Consider the following 18952-nt stretch of genomic DNA (forward strand, 5'->3'; position numbering starts at 1 on the left):
TTTGATCGAAAAAAATCAGTGCAAATCCGTCTAATCTGTGTCATCCGTGTGCTCAATCTCAGGCATAAAAAAACCCCGCATGAGCGAGGTCTAAATGCAATTTGAGGCCAGCATTATAATTTAGCAGACAATTCTTTACCTGCTTTAAATTTAGCCACTTTTTTAGCTTTAATTTTAATAACTGCGCCAGTTTGAGGGTTGCGGCCATTACGTGCTGCTCTTTTAGAAACAGAGAATGTACCAAATCCAACCAAGGTAACTTTACCACCACCTTTCAAAGTTTTAGTAACTGCTTCTGTGAAAGAATCCAAAGCAGCGTTAGCCTGTGTTTTTGTGATGCCCGCATCATCGGCGAGTTTTGCGATTAATTCAGCTTTGTTCATAGTGTGAAATTTAAATTTTTTAAGCAAGACAAATTTATACGCTTTTTGTTTCCAACAAAATTTTTTTGCAACTTTTATATACTGCCAAAAACTGTCAGAAACCCGCACGTGACAAGCGTTATAGAGAAAAAGGCTAATACGAGATACGGAAACGTGGATATACGCAATCGCCCCAAATGCAATACTGGCAAGGATTTCAGCCCATAAAAGACCAAATCCTTACCAGTATTGACTTTCAAAAGAATTTACGATTTCTTTCCAATAGTGCCCAAAAACTTAATATTATTATCCACAATTATTGCACAACCTCCATTACAGAGTGAAATGACACAAATCTGTCACCCCATTTATCGTATCCTTTCTGCCGCATACCTTCCGAAAACTTAGTGATATAGCGGTTGTAGAGGGCTTTTGATTCTGCGAAATATTGCACGGCATAGGTTGGTCCCTCAGTCTCGTCAATTTCATGCAGCTTTAATATTCTGAATGATGTAAAACACTCTGTTGCCAGTACTTCCGGCGCATGTACGGTGCGCATCCACTCGAGCCAGGCCTCATGAATGGGCCAGCTCACCATGGATGTTACGTTGTATATAAACCCAATGCTTTCGTTCATTGCTTTGTTTTGAATTTTTACTTTTGAATTTAGAATTTTAGTTTCAGGTAAACCGGGCAATGATCACTGTGTTTTACGTCAGGATAAATTTTTGCGTCGGCAATATTATCTGTGAGGTTTTGCGTAACGCTTATGTAATCTATGCGCCAACCTTTGTTCTGCAGGCGAACAGTTGGAAAGCGCTGACTCCACCAACTGTAGTGATGGGGTTCTGCGTTAATGTGGCGAAACGAGTCTGTAAACCCGCTTACAAAAAAAGTATCCATCCATGCTCTTTCTTCAGGTAAGAAGCCGGATGACTTTTTATTTCCTTTTGGATCATGAATATCTATTTCCCTGTGCGCTATATTGTAGTCACCGCAAACGATAACCTTTGGTCTTGTCTTTTTCAGGATATCAAGATATTCCACAAATTCATTCAGCCAAACGTATTTATAGCCTTGTCTTTCGTCCCCACTTGTACCCGAAGGGAAATATGCATTGATCAGCGTTATGTCGCCAAAATCGGCTCGTATTACGCGTCCTTCGGCGTCGCTTTGCATATATCCATTACCCTGCTGCACATTGTCAGGTTTTATTTTGCTGAAAATAGCCACACCACTATAGCCTTTCTTCTCTGCTGAATACCAATAATCATGGAACCCAAGATCGGTAAACTCTTTATGGTTCACATTATCGCGATGAGCTTTTGTTTCCTGCACACAAATAATATCTGCGGGATCTGTTTTTAACCAGTCGATGAAACCTTTATTCATGGCAGCACGTATGCCGTTTACGTTGTAGCTGATGATGCGCATAGCGAAAGTTTAATTATAAAGTCAAAAGTAATTCAAAACTGTGCAAGCTTTCGCATCATTTTTACTTTTGAATTTTTACTTTTTACTTTTTAATTACATTTGATTTGCCTCTTTATTGTTTCACCCAAGATCAATTGAAATGACCCCGGAAAAAGAAAAGAAAGTCGTTAAGGCCAAGAAACAAATTTACCTCGAAGGGCCACGCAGCCGTGGATATGAATTCAGATTTGCGCTTAGAGTTTTCTGGCAATTCATTAAAGGATTCAGGACACTTCATTTTGTTGGACCATGCATTACCGTGTTTGGTTCTGCCAGATTCAAAGAAGATCATCCTTATTACGAAGCGGCGAGAACATTTGGAAAACGCATTGCTGACATGAGCTTTACAACGCTTACCGGAGGTGGTCCCGGCATCATGGAAGCTGCTAACAGAGGTGCTTTTGAAAATAACGGCTACTCTATAGGTTGTAACATTCAATTGCCATTTGAACAAAAGCCAAACCCCTATGTACAGAAGTCTATAACCTTTGAACACTTTTTTGTGAGAAAGGTATTGCTGGTAAAATATTCTTATGCGTTCATTATAATGCCAGGCGGTTTTGGCACGATGGATGAGTTTTTTGAAACGCTAACATTGGTGCAAACAAAAACGATCATCAATTTTCCCATCGTTCTATTTGGCAAAGAATATCACAAAACATTGTTTGACTACATGAATAAAATGGCGGAGGAAAAAACAATTTCGCCGGAAGACCTCAACCTGGTACTACTAACCGATAGTATTGATGAAGCGATTGCACACATCGAAAAATACATCAAAACCAATTACACCATCAAGATACGCAAGAGAAAATGGTGGTTGTTTGAAGGCAAACAGCAAGCTGCGTAGAGAGAATGGAACGCAGATGACACTGATTGGACTGATTTACACAGATTTTTCCGATCGCTGAAATGGCTTTGAAATTTTAGAAGTCAGTATACTTAAAAAGGATTTGAAATTTGATCAATTAATCAAATTTCAAATCCTTTTAATTTATCATTCTTACGCATGTAACACATTCAATAAAAGATCAGCTAAATCAGTCCAATCAGTGTCATCTGTGTGCCAACTGCGTTCGTTCTCTAAAACATTGCTTCGGCAATCGCCACTGACTCAGGTTTTCCAACATCGACCCATTTATCGCCTGTATGGTCATATGCAGCGATGGTGTGCGTTGCTGCTAATTCGAGATAAGAAGTTGCCAGTGAAAATTTCCCTTCCTTCGGCAAATATGAAAAAACTTCAGGCTGAAAAATCGCTATGCCACTGTAGGCTTTTTGCTGAAGATTGTCTTTTCTATGCACCATCTTTTCTTCGCCGGTTTGTGTGTTGATCCAGCCACACAAATGGCTTTCATTATCCAATAAAAAATAACGCGAAGTTTTTCTTTGCAAAACAGCTATTGAAATGAGAGCGTTTTCTTTTTTATGAAAATCAAGAAATGCATTGATATCAAGGTTTGTAAGGATGTCGACGTTTAACGTCAGGAACGGCTCATTTCCTTCCAGTAAAACTTTTGCCTTAACCAAACCACCTCCGGTTTCCAGCACCAACGCTTGTTCATCGCTGATTACTACATTACTACCCCAACCTCCATTTTTCAAAATCGCATCCATGATCTGGTCAGCAAAGTGATGCACATTTACTACCACATCTGTAATGCCAAATTGCTGCAAATACTCAATATTGCGTTGCAGCAAACTTTTGCCATTTATAACGGCCAGTGCTTTAGGATGCTTATCTGTCCAGGGTTTGAAGCGAGTACCTAACCCCGCGGAGAATATCATTGCCTTCATAAAGTTACTAGTTGTTATTTATTAGTTGTTAGTAGATCAAGAAATGTCGGCATCCAAACGAATGTGCTAACAACTACCAACTCGTTTTAATTGATCCAATTCTTTGCGTCCTGTACGTGATGGTACAATTCCACTTTAACGTTGAATTTATTTTTCAAATAGCGGGCCAACGCATCTGCAGCGTACACGCTTCTGTGCTGGCCGCCGGTACAGCCGAAGCTAACCATCAGGCTTTCAAAATCCCTCTTTAAATAGTCCGTCACGCTGATATCTACGATATTATAAACGCTGTTTAAAAACTCAGGCATTTTTGTTTGCTGCTCAAGAAAATCCTTTACCGGCTTATCTCTTCCGGTAAGCTTTTTATACTCCTGAAAACGACCCGGATTTAAAATTCCCCGGCAATCAAACACAAAGCCACCGCCGTTTTCAGTCTCATCGCCCGGAATTCCCTGCTTAAAGGAAAAGCTGCTGATCTTAACGACAAGCGGAGAGTTCTCTCTTGCGCGAATAGATTCAAAACTTTTTAGTACTTCATCACTCACACAATGACGCAGACATCTGTCCAGCTCAGGTAATGCGATGCCCATTTGCGTGTTGTCTACAAACCATTTAAGATTGTTGATAGCTGGCGGAATACTGGACAGAAAATGGGCTTTTCGCTCAAACAGCCCGCGAAAACCATATGCTCCCATCACCTGAAGCAAACGAATCAGCACATATCCGTTGTATTGATAAACGAAAGCTTCCTTGTCTATCGCTCCGTCTAAAAGTTGATTTACTTCTTCAATATAATAATTGAGCAGATCGTTTTTCCAATCTTCGGGAAGCTCTGCTTTTGCCTGCCACAACAGTGAAGCAACGTCGTACTGCAGCGCACCTTTCATACCACCCTGATAGTCTATAAAATGAACTTCACCATCTTTTATCATGATGTTCCTGCTTTGAAAATCGCGGAACATAAAATGTTGGTCAACATTTTTAGTCAGGTAATCAGTCAGCGAGTCAAAATCATTTAGCAACGCCTGTTTATCGTAGGGGTATTTCAGCGTATCCAGAAAATAGTATTTGAAATACAAGAGATCGGACAATATCGCTTGCTTGCCAAATTCCTTTGCTGTAAGGCACATGTTGTAATCTATTCCTTCGCCCGCAACAACCTGCAGTTGCGCCAATGAACGCAAGCTCTTTTTAAACAGGTCATACACATAAGAGTTGTACTTATTCTTTTCTAATTCATCCAATAAAGAAATGGTACCAAAGTCTTCGAGTATGTAAATATCCGACCGGTCGTTTATTGCGTGGATTTCAGGCACAGGGATGCTGTACTTTCTGAATTGATTGGTGAAGGATATGAAGGTTCTATTTTCCTGAACATTGGGTCCGTAGCAGGCTATATATGATTTGCCATTTTCAAACACACGAAAATACCTGCGGTCAGATCCCGATTGTGGCAGGACCTCAACTTCTACCCCGGAGACACTAAAAGTGCTCTCCGCAAGAGCCTTTATTTCTTCAATTACTTTTTGCATATGAGTGTCGGTAAAAATAATTTAAAAATGCAGAGGATGGGAAAAAAGATGGAATTTTATGAGTGAGCACACAGATGACGCAGATCTGGCTGATTTTCGCTGATTATTGGCGCAGAACAACACAATCAACCTCATGCAAAATATCTGCGTTAATCATGACAATCTGTGTCATCTGCGTGCTTCTTCAAAAAAACCGTCAATGACAACACCTTATATCCATTTGAAAATCGCGGATATTATCGAAGAGACCAATCAAAGCAAAACTTTCGTGCTTGCTCCTTTGGCTGAAAAACAAATAGAGTATAAGGCGGGCCAGTTCCTGACCTTTGTTTTTTCGAAACATGATATGGAGGAAAGACGAAGCTTTTCTATTTCCTCAACACCCCTTTTAAAGGAGCCGTTATCGATCACGGTGAAACGACTGGATAATGGCGAATACTCACGCAAACTGATTGACAACTCATCTGTTGGTGATGAATTGATAACAATTGGACCGTCTGGTTTTTTTACTTTACCAGATAACATTTCTTCCTACAATCAAATATTTTTCTTTGCAGCCGGAAGTGGCATTACTCCCGTTTTACCTTTAATAAAAACATTACTGCACAGCAATGCCAATTTGAAAATTGTTTTGATATACAGTAACCAGAGTGTTGCTGACACTATTTTCTATAAAACCTTACAAGGGCTCGCTGCAAAATTTCCGGACAAGTTCACCATTGAGTTTCTTTTTAGCGATGCGCAAAATCTTGGAAGAGCGAGGTTGAGCAAATGGCTGCTCGAGGTGTTGTTGAAAGAATACAGCACTTGTCCATACAGTGAAACATTATTCTATTTATGCGGACCATTCGACTATATGCGCATGGCGACTATCCAATTACTTAACGAAGGCGTTCCTGCAGCCAATATTCATAAGGAAAACTTTACAACGTTTAAAATAGAAACAAAAGAGCTGCCGCCCGATACGCTTCCGCACATGATCAGTATCGAAGCAAACGGCCGTGTATATGATCTCGTTTCGCAATATCCGCAAACCATATTGCAAGCTGCTAAAAAAGCCGACATCACACTGCCTTATAGCTGCGAGGCCGGCCGCTGTGGCACCTGTTCTGCCACTTGCATCAGCGGCAAAGTGTGGATGAGTTACAACGAAGTTTTAATGGACAATGAAATAGCAAAGGGTCGGGTCTTGACGTGTGTGGGATACCCGGTGGGCGGAGATGTGATCTTGAAGTTTTAACTGACTGAATAACTGAGTGATTGATTTTCGATTTTGTGTTACGACTATCGGCCATTCAGTCATTCAGTTATTCAGTTATTGGGCAAAAAAAAGCCGTCTGCTTGAGACGGCTCTATTTAAAATTCAAACTTACTTCTTAGTGTGATTTATCAACCAGGTTAGCGCCTTCAACAAGCACTGTTACTTTGTTGTGTAATATTTCAACGAAACCGCTTTCTATTGAATAGTTGATCGTGTTGCCCTGACCTTTATCTACCAGTACTTTCAGATTGCCTTTTTTCAAAGCAGAAACCATTGGAGCGTGTCTGTCAAGAACCTCAAACAAACCATCTATTCCCGGCAGCTGTACACCGTAAACCTGGCCGCCATAGAGCTTTCTTTCAGGTGTTAATATTTCGAGTGTCATTTTTTCAATTTGAAAATTTGAAGATTTGAAAATTTGAAAATGCCCATGGTCAAACAGGCATTTTCAAATTCATCTTCAAATTATTTCTTAGAACTAATTTATCGATAATGATCTGAACATGAGTAATGGCTTCATCCATTTTTCAAATTTTCAAATCACCACATTTTCAAATTAACCTTGTGCTTCGGCAAGGATCTTCTTACCTTTTTCGATAGCATCTTCAATGGTACCTACAAGGTTGAACGCGGCTTCCGGATATTCATCCACTTCGCCGTCCATGATCATGTTGAAACCTTTGATTGTATCTTCAATGCTCACGAATACACCTTTCAAGCCAGTGAACTGCTCAGCAACGTGGAACGGTTGGCTAAGGAAACGTTGTACTTTACGTGCACGGCCCACAGTTAATTTATCTTCGTCGCTCAACTCGTCCATACCAAGGATCGCGATGATATCTTGCAGCTCCTTATAACGTTGAAGGATCAATTTAACTCTGTCAGCTGTGTTGTAGTGAGAATCACCAACGATTGCCGGAGTAAGGATACGTGAAGTAGAATCCAATGGATCCACCGCAGGGTAGATACCCAAATCCGCAATTTTACGGCTCAATACTGTAGTTGCGTCAAGGTGGGCAAATGTTGTGGCAGGAGCCGGGTCAGTCAAGTCATCCGCAGGTACGTAAACCGCCTGTACGGAAGTGATTGAACCATTTTTAGTAGAAGCGATACGCTCTTGCATCAATCCCATCTCTGTAGCCAAAGTTGGTTGGTAACCTACCGCTGATGGCATACGACCAAGCAACGCAGATACCTCAGAACCAGCCTGTGTAAAACGGAAGATATTATCTACGAAGAAAAGGATATCCTTTCCTTTGCCTTTACCATCTCCATCGCGGAAGTATTCAGCGATTGTCAAACCACTCAATGCAACACGAGCACGTGCTCCAGGAGGTTCATTCATTTGTCCGAATACGAAAGTAGCTTTAGAATCTTTCAACTCATCCATGTTCACTTTTTCAAGATCCCATCCGCCTTCTTCCATGCTATGTTTGAAAGCGTCACCATATTTCATGATACCCGCTTCGATCATTTCACGCATAAGGTCATTACCCTCACGAGTACGCTCACCCACACCTGCAAATACAGACAAACCACCGTGTCCTTTTGCAATGTTGTTGATCAACTCCTGGATCAATACGGTTTTACCTACACCGGCACCGCCGAAAAGGCCAATTTTACCACCTTTTGCATAAGGCTCGATAAGGTCAACTACTTTAATACCTGTATAAAGAACTTCTGATGAGGTGCTCAATTCTTCGAAAGCCGGTGGCTTAGCGTGAATAGGACGACCATTGGATTTATCGATTTGCGGCAAACCGTCGATCGCGTCACCAGTTACATTGAACAAACGGCCGTTGATGCCTTCGCCCACTGGCATAGCTATCGCTTTTCCAGTGTCAACTACGGGCATACCACGCAACAATCCTTCGGTACCGTCCATTGCGATACAACGAACACTGTCTTCTCCAAGATGCTGTTGTACTTCAAGCACTAGTTTATCCCCGTTTTGACGAGTCAATTCCAATGCATTCATAATTTCAGGGAGCTTCCCTTCGAACTGAACATCGATTACCGCACCGATGATTTGTTTAATCTTTCCGTTAGTTGACATATAAAGAAAGCTTTTAAGATGAGCTTTTAAATTTTGCGCAAAGGTAAGGGTTGAAGGGTAAAGTTCCACAAAAGGCCAAATGAAATTGAAAAATTTCAAATTCGGCCCACATATTATTGATTTTGATTGAGTAATGTGCAACCATTTGGCCCTTCAAATGCATCTTTTGCAACATAATTTCCAGCGGGGAATAGTTTTTGAATCGGTAACCTTGTCAATATTGTTTGTCCCATTTTATTTAACAGTAAAAAAGAAACACAAACACTAACAGCAGTATTGACTTTTATTTACCAAAATCGAAGATTATGGACAAGCTGGAAATTAAAGGAAAACTTAATGAATGGAAAGGCAAGCTTAAACAGGCTTTCGCAGATCTTAACGACGACGACCTAAAATACGAAGAAGGAAAAGACGACGAATGGTTGGGCAAAATGCAGCAGAAAACTGGCAAAACACGAGAGGACCTGATCGCATGGTTGAAGTCACTGGGTTAAGTATTCCTTTCAATTAATTTGTAAAAGAGGTTCCTGACAATTGACGGAACCTCTTTTTATTGTTTTATTTCCAAAAAATTCCTATATAATTTCGTTACCCCTAATTCCTGAATATGAAATCGAAGAAACATCACTTATTGATTACTGTGATCGTATGCGCTATTGTAATTGCTGCGTGCAATGAAAGCGCATCTCACAAGCCTAAGGTTGAAAAAAGAGATACAACGATTAAAAAAACAAACTCGTTTTCAGATCTGTTTTTCGACAGCACCGCACTTGAAAGCTTCATTCAGAAGGAGCATATGTCTGATACTTTAGCAAATGAATTCAGAAGTTTTTATAACGGGCGTAACTACCAATTTGCCTGGTTCTTTCAAAATGGTTTGGCTGAACCCACACGCAACTTTTGGAACACCCAGAACGATTATATCAGTTATAGCGGAGACAGCAGTCTATACAGTTCCTATCTCCAAAGTCTTCTTGATTCTGCGGCCACTAAAAATGACAGTATCAATCTCTCCGACGCCGACCGTCTACAGGCAGAACTTCTTTTTACCGGTCAATTCCTGAAATATGCGTCACGTGCTTATGTTGGATCCAAAGAGTTTAGTCCCGACGATCTTCAATGGTTTATTCCAAGAAAGAAAATAAACATGGTTTCGTTGCTGGATTCTGTTGTTAACAATAAAGGAAAAAATAGTGGTGAATATGAACCGTTAAACAGGCAATATAAACTGCTGAAGGACTATTTGATAAAGTATTCTAAAATAGAAAAAGACAGTGCATGGGCACCTATCGCTCCGGATCAAAAGAAGTTTATAGAAGGCGACCGTTCTCCTGCGGTTACCGCGATTAAAAAAAGACTCTTTCTTACAGGAGACTTTACCCAAACAGACACGTCTTCTTTATTTACCGATTCACTTCAGGCTGCGGTGAAAAACTTCCAGAACCGTTATGGAATGAAGGAAGATGGCGTTATGGGTGGTGCCACATTGAGAGAGATGAATCAATCTGTTCAGTTTCGCATTCGCCAGATACTGATCAATATGGAGCGCATGCGCTGGGTGCCTGAAGAGCCGAAAACAGACTATCTCCTGGTAAATATTCCTGCGTACAAATTGTATGTTTATGAGAATGGTAAACTCGGTTTCAACATGAATGTGGTAGTGGGAAAAGAGGGGCATAATACTGTAATCTTTACAGGCAATTTGAAATATGTTGTTTTCAGTCCTTACTGGAATGTGCCAACAAGTATTGTACGAAATGAGGTGGTGCCTGGTATGAAGAGAAACAGGAACTATATTGCCAGTCACAATATGGAAATCACCGGGTACAGCGGAAGTCTTCCAATTGTAAGGCAAAAGCCCGGGGCAAAAAATTCGCTTGGCCGCGTGAAATTTCTTTTTCCCAATAGCTACAATATTTACTTACATGATACGCCGGCAAAGAGTTTGTTCAATGAAGACAGTCGGGCCTTTAGTCATGGCTGTATAAGACTGGGAGAGCCGAGCAAACTGGCACAGTTCCTTTTACGCAAAGATTCTTCATGGACGGACGAAAAAATACAAAAATCCATGAACAGCGGCAAAGAACAATATGTAACATTGAAAAATCCTATCCCCGTTTACATTGGTTATTTCACCGCGTTTGTGGATAGAAAGGGGCAATTAAATTTCAGGGATGATATCTACGGGCATGATGCGAAGATGAGCAAGATGATGTTTAAATAATTGAAAATGGAAAGTTGAAAGTTGAAAATGAAAGGCAGTTTGGCCTTAGTACTCATTTTCAACTTTCCATTTTCAACTAACTTAAAATTTCTTCGCAAATATCTTCAATGCCTGCTTTATAGCCACATACAAGCCAGCCTGTCGAATGGCAGTCCATATTGCTTCTCCCTTCTCTCCTTTTTTGGCAAACAAGCCTCCAAGGACATTTTTTCCTACCGCAAATGCTGAAGAGGCGGCCTTGCTTTGAAGCACTGCCGGCACGATAGCTGCAGCACCAAATTTCAACGCTTCTTTGGGTATTTGCCTGAAGTGAGTTTTCAATTCTTCTTCACGTATGCGTATGCGTGTCTTTACCGCATGCTGCTCTTTTGCAAGATCTTCAAGCGAATTGATATGGGAGAGGTCAATTTTCTTTTTCATCATCGTCTGCGGTTCTATCGAAGAATACTTTTATCACAATATTTGCAATGAGTTTTTCTATGTATTTTTTTCTAAACGCGAATACCAGTATTAACAGCACCACATAAAAACCTGCCACAATACCAAATCCCCAAAACAAGCTTTGTGTTACCCAAACAAAAAAGTATCCGACAAGAATACTTATGAAAAAAAGCACAAAAAAGGCGAGCAAAGCAATTATTAGAAAAGACACCAATAAGCCAGCCAGACGCGCCGATTTATCGGCCGCCCTTAACTTTAAAAGTAATAGCCTGTCCTGTATGTATTCTTCGGTTAAATTTTGAACATTCTCAAAAAAGCCGGGTTGTTGTTCGTCCATTCTTTATGATTAAACTTTAGGCTGTAAAGTTCTGTGCGTCGTCGCTTATATCTTGTACATACTGTTTTCCTTTTTGTACGGAGTCGGCTACCTGATCTTTCAGGTCGTTGAATTTATTTTTCAAATTATCACCTGCTTTCCCCGCAGCAGACTTAAGATCTGAAATAAGTTCCTGCCCTTTGTCACTGTTCATGAACATGGCAAGTGCTACTCCGGCGGCGGCGCCAACAATTACTCCTGCAAGAAATTTAGTACTACTCATAAAATAAGTTTTTCTAAAATTATTAATTAAGTTGTGAGTTTTGAGTTGTAAGTTATGAGTTTTTAGCATTTTTAATAAGTTAAAACTCATTGCTTTTTACTTACAACTTCTATGTGCTAATTCAAATCTTATTCCAACACACCACAAAGCAAAAAGTTTTGCCGATAATTTGAAAATACCGATGAAAGCCTAACTTGCAAGAATATATATTTTGATGTCGTAATTGCGTCAAATTATAATGCAGAAGAGTTTTTTGTGCCCCTTTCCACCCATTGGATTGCCCGGAGCCACTCAAAACTCATCACTTATTACTCAAAACTTTTTATGCAATTAATTGAAATAACTGACGCAAGTACGGCCGCAGAGTTTATTAAGGTGAATGTTATTATCAACAAATCGGTTCCAAATTATATCCGCCCCATCGATAACGATGTAAATGACGTTTTTGATAAGAAAAAAAACAAAGCTTTTCGTCATGGCGAATGCATACGCTGGATATTAAGGGGTGAAAATGGGGAATTAATTGGTCGCATAGCTGCCTTTATCAATAAAAAGTACAAGAACAAGGGAGATGATGGCCCGGTTGGTGGAATTGGTTTTTTTGATTGCATCAATAATCAGCAGGCGGCAGATATGCTATTTGACGTGGCCAAACACTGGCTCATGAAAAAAGGTATGGAAGCGATGGACGGCCCGATCAATTTTGGCGAGCGTGATGCATGGTGGGGGCTGGTGGTGCATGGGTTCCAGGAACCTTTATTTAAAATGAATTTTAATGCTCCCTATTATAAAGAACTATTTGAAAATTATGGGTTCAAAAAGTTCTTCGACCAGGTGTGCTTCGGCATGCACACGAAAGCGATGCTTTCTAAAAAATTCAAAGATCGTCATGACGCTATTGCAAAAGACCATGAATTTTCCTGCAGGCATTTGGTAAAATCTGATCTTAAAAAATACGCTGAAGACTTTTGTGTTGTGTATAATAAAGCCTGGGCGGGGCACGGCGGCAACAAGCAATTAAGCAAGGAGCAGTGCATTAAAATGTTCCAGCAAATGAAGCTGGTAATGGATGAAAAAATTGTCTGGTTCGCCTACCATAAAGAAGAGCCTATCGCCATTTTCATCAATTTGCCAGATCTGAACCAGTGGTTCAAACGCCTGAACGGCAATTTCAATTTGCTGCATAAATTGAAGTTTTTATGGCTCAAGAAGATGTCAAAAAACAAGCGATGTGTGGGTTTGGTTTTTGGTGTGGTTCCTGAATGGCAGGCAAAGGGTATTGACAGCTACATTATTGAAGAGGCTTCGACAGATTTCAGGACAAAACTGGACTATGAAGACTACGAGATGCAATGGATAGGCGATTTCAATCCAAAAATGATTGCCGTAGCCGAAAACCTCACGCCCAACCGCAGCAGGATTTTAACAACGTACCGCTACCAGTTTGATCAAACGAAAGTGTTTAAAAGACACCCGATTTTATAATTTGAAAGTGTGAAAATGGGCTGATTTGAAAATTCATTCTGTGTAACATTCGGCGCAAATAGTAAAGTTGCTTAATTCGGCCTTTGGTGAGTTAATTTTCAACCCAGCTAGTCGCACTAGCCATTTTCAAATTTTCAAATTACCACATTTTCAAATTAACTACCTTCGCCTCCATGGATAAGTTCATCGTTTCGGCAAGAAAATACCGCCCGCAGAATTTTTCTACGGTTGTAGGGCAATCGCATATTACTACTACCCTTAAAAATGCTATTAAGAACCAGCAATTGGCACATGCATTTTTATTTTGCGGTCCGCGTGGTGTGGGTAAAACAACCTGCGCCCGTATTCTTGCAAAAACAATCAACTGCGAAAATCCAACAGCAGATGGCGAAGCTTGTAACGAGTGCCATTCATGCGTTTCTTTTAATGAAGGAACCTCTTTAAATATCCACGAGCTGGATGCGGCGAGCAACAACTCCGTAGATGATATCCGTGCACTGGTTGAGCAGGTCCGTTTCGCCCCACAGGCCGGTAAATACAAAGTGTATATCGTGGATGAGGTGCACATGCTGAGTGCGAGCGCCTTCAACGCTTTCCTTAAGACATTGGAAGAGCCACCACCTTACGCGATCTTTATTTTGGCCACGACAGAAAAACACAAAATACTTCCAACCATCTTAAGCCGTTGTCAAATATTCGATTTCAAAAGAATTACCATTAACGATACGGTTGACCACCTGGCAGAGATTTGCGAAAAAGAAGACATCAATGCAGATAAAGCTGCGCTGCAAGTTATCGCTCAAAAAAGTGAGGGCTGTATGCGCGACTCCCTGAGTATTCTTGACAAAATCGTGAGCTTTACCAACGGTGAGCTTACTTACCAAAATACACTTGAGCACCTGAATATCCTGGATGCGGACTATTACTTCAAGCTGGTTGATTGCATGCTTGAGCAGGATCTTGCCGGTGCAATGTTGTTGTATGACGATATCAATCGCAAGGGTTTTGAAGGCGATCTTGTGTTGAATGGTTTTGCAGAGTTTCTTCGCAACCTTCTGGTTTGCAAAGATGCAAAGGTTGCCGGGTTGCTTGAAGTGGTACAAAGCTTTAAAGATCGTTATACGGCTACTGCCGCAAGAGTTTCCGTTCCATATATGATCAGCGCATTAAATGCCCTTAATGAAGCTGAGATCAATTATAAAGCGGCGAGAAATAAACGTCTGCATGTTGAGCTTTTGCTCATCAAACTCTGTTACTTGCAGCAAGCGTTAGAATTGGCTAGTTCCGGAGACGGGATTAGCAAAAAAAAAATAGCTGAATCTACACGACCGGTAGCTTTCAAAAACCTGAAGATCGTTGAGTTGAAGACGGCGTCCGGTGTTGAAAGTGCACCCCAAATGCCAGCCACTGTCGAAGGCGGGGCAAAACTAATCATAGAAGAGCATCAGTTCCAATATAAAGCTCCAGCTCCACAACCGCAACAACTGGCAGCAATGCCTACTGCCGCAGCTAAGCAGCCACAGGCGCCGCAATCGAGTGGTGGTAAGCTTGGTTCTCTATCGAAGTTGCGCCAACAGTTTTCAGGTAATGAAGGCAATAGCGCAATGCAACAGGCTATTCCACTAACCCAAAGTCTTTTGGAAGAGGTGTGGCGCAATTTTTCTGTATCGCTTAAAGAAGGCAGAAATCCCGCAGCACAAAGTTTTGATCTCGCAGTATTGCGCATAAAATCAGATGCAAGTTTCGAAATAGTTACCCCCAATAATTTACAGCAAAAATTCATTGAAGGTGAACGAGTTGGCCTGTCAGAATATTTGCAGGAAAAATTCTGCAACCGCAGACTTACTTATAACGTTATAGTAGAGCTTAACGAGGATCTTATTCCCAAAGTTAAAATGCCTCTTAACTCTAAAGAACAGTTTCAAAAAATAGCGGAAGAATATCCCGTGGTAAAGGAATTGAGAGACAGGTTGAGGCTGGAATTGGATCTGTAGCAAATGACTGAGTAACTGAATAACTGACTGTCCCTCGTTCAGTCAGTTATTCGCCATCAATTGGCTGAAGTTGTAACTAATTCAATCTGTACGACATTCAACCGTTCAGTTATTCAGTTATTATTGTTAAAAGTACTTTTTCACGGTTAACTGGTAGTTAATTAAGGTCGTCGTTTGTTTTTTCCTTTAGAACTTTGCAATTCAGATAAATTATTTATGAACCCTTCTACTACACAGGTCTTTCAAACGAATTCTGCCACCCGTTGGCAACGTTTTAAATGGACCAGTCGTATTTTATTGTTTCTGGCTGTTTTAGGTATTGTAATCATCACAATTACATTGGTTCGAGATTATAAACCCAGCATTCCTCAACTCAAAGAAAAGAATGACGCCTATAAAAAGATTCTGCAAACAAACCAGGCTTTTTTTCGCGACAATAAGATCAACAAGCAATATGCCGGCTTCCGTTCATTTATCGACACTAAAATGGACAAAAACCAGCAGCTTGGTTGTTATGTAAACAGGTACTCACAAAATCCTGTAGATGTCGACAAACTCAATCCGTTTACGGGTGCAGAGGGAAGGCCATTTTACCCTTTCAATTGCGGCATTCGCGCAGCATTTTATGTGGCATGGGATCCTCAGTCTTATTTTTCTTTAAGAAGAAATATTTCCAAACTTAACCTGGTGATTCCCGAATGGATGTTCATTGATCCTAAGGGCGACAGTTTGTACACAAATATTGATGATCGAGCCTATCAGTTAATGAAGGAATCGAAAGTTAAGATCATGCCAATCCTTTCTAATAACTTCCAGGGCACCTTTCAGGGGGAGGCTGTACATCGCATCATTAACGATCCAAAAAAGAAAGAACGTTTAATTAAGGATATTCTAAAAGTGCTGTCGAAAGGAAATTTTGCCGGCATCAACGTCGATCTAGAAGATTTGGTGGAGACAAAAGACGAGCCAATCATCGCATTTCAAAAAGAATTGTATGCACGTCTTCATGAAAAAGGTTATTTGGTCTCACAGGATGTAATGCCTTTCAATGACGATTATAATTACACAGAATTGGCCAAATGCAATGATTACATTTTCCTGATGGCATATGATCAGTTTTACGACATGTCTTCTCCCGGACCGGTAAGTGCGCAAAAGTGGATTGAAGCAGCCGTGGATGAAGCCGCTAAAAATATCCCTTCAGAAAAAATCATTCTTTGTCTTGCGGGTTACGGCTATGACTGGCCAAAAGACGGGCAGGCTTCTAACGTAACCTATCAGGAAGCACTGACAACAGCAAGAGAAAGTGATGGTAAGATTGACTTTAACAACGATACATACAACCTGCATTTCTCCTACTTCGATGACAATGATCATCCCCACGAAGTTTACTTTACAGATGCCGCCACCAACTTCAACACCTTGCGTTTTGCAACAGAATATGGGTTGAGTGGGGTTGCTTTGTGGCGCCTTGGTTCTGAGGATAGTCGACTTTGGGATTTTTATGATAAGGATATGGGCGCTCTTGCGTTACAGCATTTTGATTTCGGAGATTTTGCAAGTGTGGAATCAAGCAATGATGTGGACTATATTGGCGATGGTGAAATACTGGATGTTTTGTCTACTCCCACCAACGGACAAATCACAACAGAACTGGATTCCGCGCAAATGCTAATTTCGGAGGAGCACTATGTGAGCCTGCCTTCTATGTTTGTTGTAAAAAAATATGGCAAGGTAAGTCCGAAGCAGGTTCTCCTTACATTCGATGATGGCCCCGATCCAATTTACACACCGCAAGTACTGGACATTTTAGCCCAAGAGCATGTGCCTGCTGCGTTCTTCCTGCTGGGAATAAATGCAGAGAACAATATCCCTCTTGTAAAACGAATTTATAATGAGGGTCACGAAATTGGCAACCATACTTTCTCTCATCCCAATGTGGCTACGATAAGTAAGCGAAGAGCCAATATTGAATTTGAATCTACACGTTTGCTTATTGAAGCGATAACAGGCCATTCTACCATTCTTTTCCGCGCACCTTACAACGCTGATGCGATGCCTGAAACAATGGAAGAATTGGTACCTGTGGCACTTGCACGTCAAAAAAATTATTTGGATGTGGGCGAATCCATCGATCCTGAAGATTGGGAGCCAAGCGTAAGCGCGGACACTATTGTGCAAAGAATAATAGATCGCAAAGCAGAGCTTGATACGATGGGCGGCATTATCCTGCTGCACGATGCGGGTGGCGACAACAGAACGCAAACCGTAAAAGCGCTTCCAAGAATCATTAAGTACTTTAAGGACAACGGATATACATTTATTACACTTTCAGAATTACTGCGCAAGAAAAAAGATGAATTAATGCCGCCTGTTCCTAAAGGCAGCGGCTATACGCTGATGCAGTTTAACTATTACATGGCTGAGTTTGGCTATTGGGGCGGACGAATATTGTCTTCATTATTTCTTGTGTTTATTTTCTTATCGCTTGGACGAATATTACTGATGGCAGTTCTCGCATCGCGACAGAATAAAAAAGACAAGCAGTTGACAATTGCACCGGTGATCAAAGATTTTCCGCTTGTGTCGATCATTGTTCCTGCATATAACGAAGAAGTAAATGCAGTGAGCTCACTGAGTAATTTGCTTAAAACAGATTATCCAAATTTTGAAGTTTTGTTTATCGATGACGGCAGTAAAGATTCTACTTACGATAAAGTAAACAACTTTTTTGCTGACAATCCAAAAGTAAAAGTATTTACCAAACCTAATGGAGGCAAGGCTTCTGCATTAAACTATGGCATTTTGCAAAGCAAGGCGGAGTATGTGGTATGCATTGACGCTGATACGAAACTGCTGCCAGATGCTATTTCCAAACTGATGCAGGACTTCCTTACAACACTTCCTGGTGCAGATCAGATGGGTGCTGTTGCAGGAAATGTAAAAGTGGGTAACGAAGTCAATATGCTCACGAAATGGCAATCGATAGAATATATCACCAGTCAGAATTTCGATCGGAAAGCGTTTGCTGCTGTTAATGCGATCACGGTGGTTCCCGGAGCTATTGGTGCGTTCCGTAAAAAAGCAATTGAAGAAGCCGGCGGATTTACAACAGATACACTTGCAGAGGATTGCGACTTAACGATTCGCATTCTGCGTTGCGGTTATACCGTTAATAACGAGAATAAAGCGATTGCTATGACAGAAGCTCCGGAAACATTAAAGATGTTCCTGAAGCAACGTTTCCGCTGGAGCTTTGGTGTAATGCAAACTTTCTGGAAAAACCGCGATGCATTGTTTAACTGGAAGTACAAATGGCTCGGCTGGCTCGCACTACCAAACATTCTCGTGTTCCAGTTTATGATACCGGCAATCGCGCCACTGGCAGATGTGTTTATGATCATTGGTATCCTAACCGGAAACGCGGCCAAAATACTTTCCTACTACTTCATTTTTATGTTGGTAGATGGGGCCGTATCTATTCTGGCGTTCAGTTTTGAAAAAGAGAAATACAGCAAGCTATGGTGGCTGTTTCCTCAGCGGTTGATCTATCGTTGGTTGATGTATTACATACTGTTCAAATCATTCCGTAAGGCAATTAAAGGAGAGCTTCAGCATTGGGGCGTCTTGAAGAGGACTGGTAATGTGAAAGACATTGTGTTAATGGAAAATTGAAAATGAGCTTTAGCGTATGCTAAATAAGAAGCCGCATCGTTATGGTGCGGCTT

The 18952-nt window shown here is 40.9% G+C and carries 17 protein-coding genes; 7 read left to right on the forward strand and 10 right to left on the reverse strand.

Annotation, left to right across the window (positions count from 1 at the left end; translation table 11 throughout):
• Nucleotides 1-113: 113 nt before the first annotated feature.
• The 3 genes from QJ048_RS22380 to QJ048_RS22390 all read right to left on the reverse strand — a co-directional run bounded on the left by QJ048_RS22380 (nt 114) and on the right by QJ048_RS22390 (nt 1796).
• On the reverse strand, nt 114-491 hold the full coding sequence (locus QJ048_RS22380) for an HU family DNA-binding protein (RefSeq protein WP_425607796.1): 378 nt from the start codon (nt 489-491) through the stop codon (nt 114-116).
• Nucleotides 492-678: 187 nt separating this feature from the next.
• Nucleotides 679-999 (reverse strand): DUF4286 family protein, encoded by a 321-nt coding sequence (locus tag QJ048_RS22385; protein ID WP_282336670.1) that lies wholly within the window; start codon nt 997-999, stop codon nt 679-681.
• 29 nt (nt 1000-1028) lie between these two features.
• Nucleotides 1029-1796 (reverse strand): exodeoxyribonuclease III, encoded by a 768-nt coding sequence (locus tag QJ048_RS22390; protein WP_282336671.1) that lies wholly within the window; start codon nt 1794-1796, stop codon nt 1029-1031.
• A gap of 139 nt (nt 1797-1935) precedes the next feature.
• On the opposite strand from QJ048_RS22390, the gene QJ048_RS22395 reads away from it, so the two are divergent.
• Entirely contained in the window at nt 1936-2685 is a 750-nt protein-coding gene (locus QJ048_RS22395; RefSeq protein ID WP_282336672.1) for an LOG family protein, read from the forward strand.
• 233 nt (nt 2686-2918) lie between these two features.
• On the opposite strand, the gene QJ048_RS22400 is transcribed toward QJ048_RS22395, so the two are convergent.
• Nucleotides 2919-3632, reverse strand: coding sequence for a nucleotidyltransferase family protein (locus QJ048_RS22400; RefSeq protein ID WP_282336673.1), 714 nt, complete (start codon nt 3630-3632; stop codon nt 2919-2921).
• 86 nt (nt 3633-3718) lie between these two features.
• Entirely contained in the window at nt 3719-5164 is a 1446-nt protein-coding gene (locus tag QJ048_RS22405; protein ID WP_282336674.1) for a RapZ C-terminal domain-containing protein, read from the reverse strand.
• Nucleotides 5165-5363: 199 nt separating this feature from the next.
• On the opposite strand from QJ048_RS22405, the gene QJ048_RS22410 reads away from it, so the two are divergent.
• The gene (locus QJ048_RS22410) at nt 5364-6404 is read left to right on the forward strand and encodes a ferredoxin--NADP reductase (RefSeq protein ID WP_282336675.1); all 1041 of its coding nucleotides are present in this window, start codon (nt 5364-5366) and stop codon (nt 6402-6404) included.
• 136 nt (nt 6405-6540) lie between these two features.
• On the opposite strand, the gene atpC is transcribed toward QJ048_RS22410, so the two are convergent.
• Both atpC and atpD read right to left on the reverse strand, forming a co-directional pair.
• Complete coding sequence (gene atpC, locus QJ048_RS22415; RefSeq protein ID WP_282336676.1) at nt 6541-6810, reverse strand: ATP synthase F1 subunit epsilon; 270 nt, start codon at nt 6808-6810, stop codon at nt 6541-6543.
• 171 nt (nt 6811-6981) lie between these two features.
• Complete coding sequence (gene atpD / locus QJ048_RS22420) at nt 6982-8481, reverse strand: F0F1 ATP synthase subunit beta (RefSeq protein WP_282336677.1); 1500 nt, start codon at nt 8479-8481, stop codon at nt 6982-6984.
• Nucleotides 8482-8786: 305 nt separating this feature from the next.
• Between atpD and QJ048_RS22425 the strand changes: the two genes are divergently transcribed.
• Nucleotides 8787-8975, forward strand: coding sequence for a CsbD family protein (locus tag QJ048_RS22425; RefSeq protein ID WP_282336678.1), 189 nt, complete (start codon nt 8787-8789; stop codon nt 8973-8975).
• Between the two features lie 113 nt (nt 8976-9088).
• Nucleotides 9089-10705 carry a L,D-transpeptidase family protein gene (locus QJ048_RS22430; RefSeq protein ID WP_282336679.1) on the forward strand — a complete coding sequence of 539 codons (1617 nt, stop codon included), beginning with the start codon at nt 9089-9091 and terminating at the stop codon, nt 10703-10705.
• Nucleotides 10706-10786: 81 nt separating this feature from the next.
• Here QJ048_RS22430 and QJ048_RS22435 read toward each other — a convergent pair whose 3' ends face one another.
• From QJ048_RS22435 to QJ048_RS22445, 3 genes are read right to left on the reverse strand one after another with little or no spacing between them, the layout of a single operon-like run.
• Nucleotides 10787-11128, reverse strand: a complete 342-nt coding sequence (locus QJ048_RS22435; RefSeq protein WP_282336680.1) for a hypothetical protein — start codon at nt 11126-11128, stop codon at nt 10787-10789.
• Nucleotides 11109-11483 carry a phage holin family protein gene (locus tag QJ048_RS22440; protein WP_282336681.1) on the reverse strand — a complete coding sequence of 125 codons (375 nt, stop codon included), beginning with the start codon at nt 11481-11483 and terminating at the stop codon, nt 11109-11111. The genes QJ048_RS22435 and QJ048_RS22440 overlap by 20 nt, the downstream gene beginning before the upstream one ends.
• Before the next feature lie 16 nt (nt 11484-11499).
• Nucleotides 11500-11745, reverse strand: a complete 246-nt coding sequence (locus QJ048_RS22445) for a YtxH domain-containing protein (protein WP_282336682.1) — start codon at nt 11743-11745, stop codon at nt 11500-11502.
• Between the two features lie 324 nt (nt 11746-12069).
• On the opposite strand from QJ048_RS22445, the gene QJ048_RS22450 reads away from it, so the two are divergent.
• The 3 genes from QJ048_RS22450 to QJ048_RS22460 all read left to right on the forward strand — a co-directional run bounded on the left by QJ048_RS22450 (nt 12070) and on the right by QJ048_RS22460 (nt 18899).
• Nucleotides 12070-13230 carry a hypothetical protein gene (locus QJ048_RS22450; protein WP_282336683.1) on the forward strand — a complete coding sequence of 387 codons (1161 nt, stop codon included), beginning with the start codon at nt 12070-12072 and terminating at the stop codon, nt 13228-13230.
• A gap of 173 nt (nt 13231-13403) precedes the next feature.
• Nucleotides 13404-15224 carry a DNA polymerase III subunit gamma/tau gene (locus tag QJ048_RS22455; protein ID WP_282336684.1) on the forward strand — a complete coding sequence of 607 codons (1821 nt, stop codon included), beginning with the start codon at nt 13404-13406 and terminating at the stop codon, nt 15222-15224.
• Between the two features lie 216 nt (nt 15225-15440).
• Nucleotides 15441-18899: a trifunctional glycoside hydrolase family 18/polysaccharide deacetylase/glycosyltransferase family 2 protein gene (locus tag QJ048_RS22460; protein ID WP_282336685.1), complete on the forward strand. Its 3459-nt coding sequence runs from the start codon at nt 15441-15443 to the stop codon at nt 18897-18899.
• The last annotated feature ends 53 nt before the right edge of the window (nt 18900-18952 follow it).

Origin of the sequence: Pinibacter soli, from assembly GCF_029961145.1 — a bacterium.
Taxonomy (GTDB): Bacteria; Bacteroidota; Bacteroidia; order Chitinophagales; family Chitinophagaceae; genus Pinibacter; species Pinibacter soli.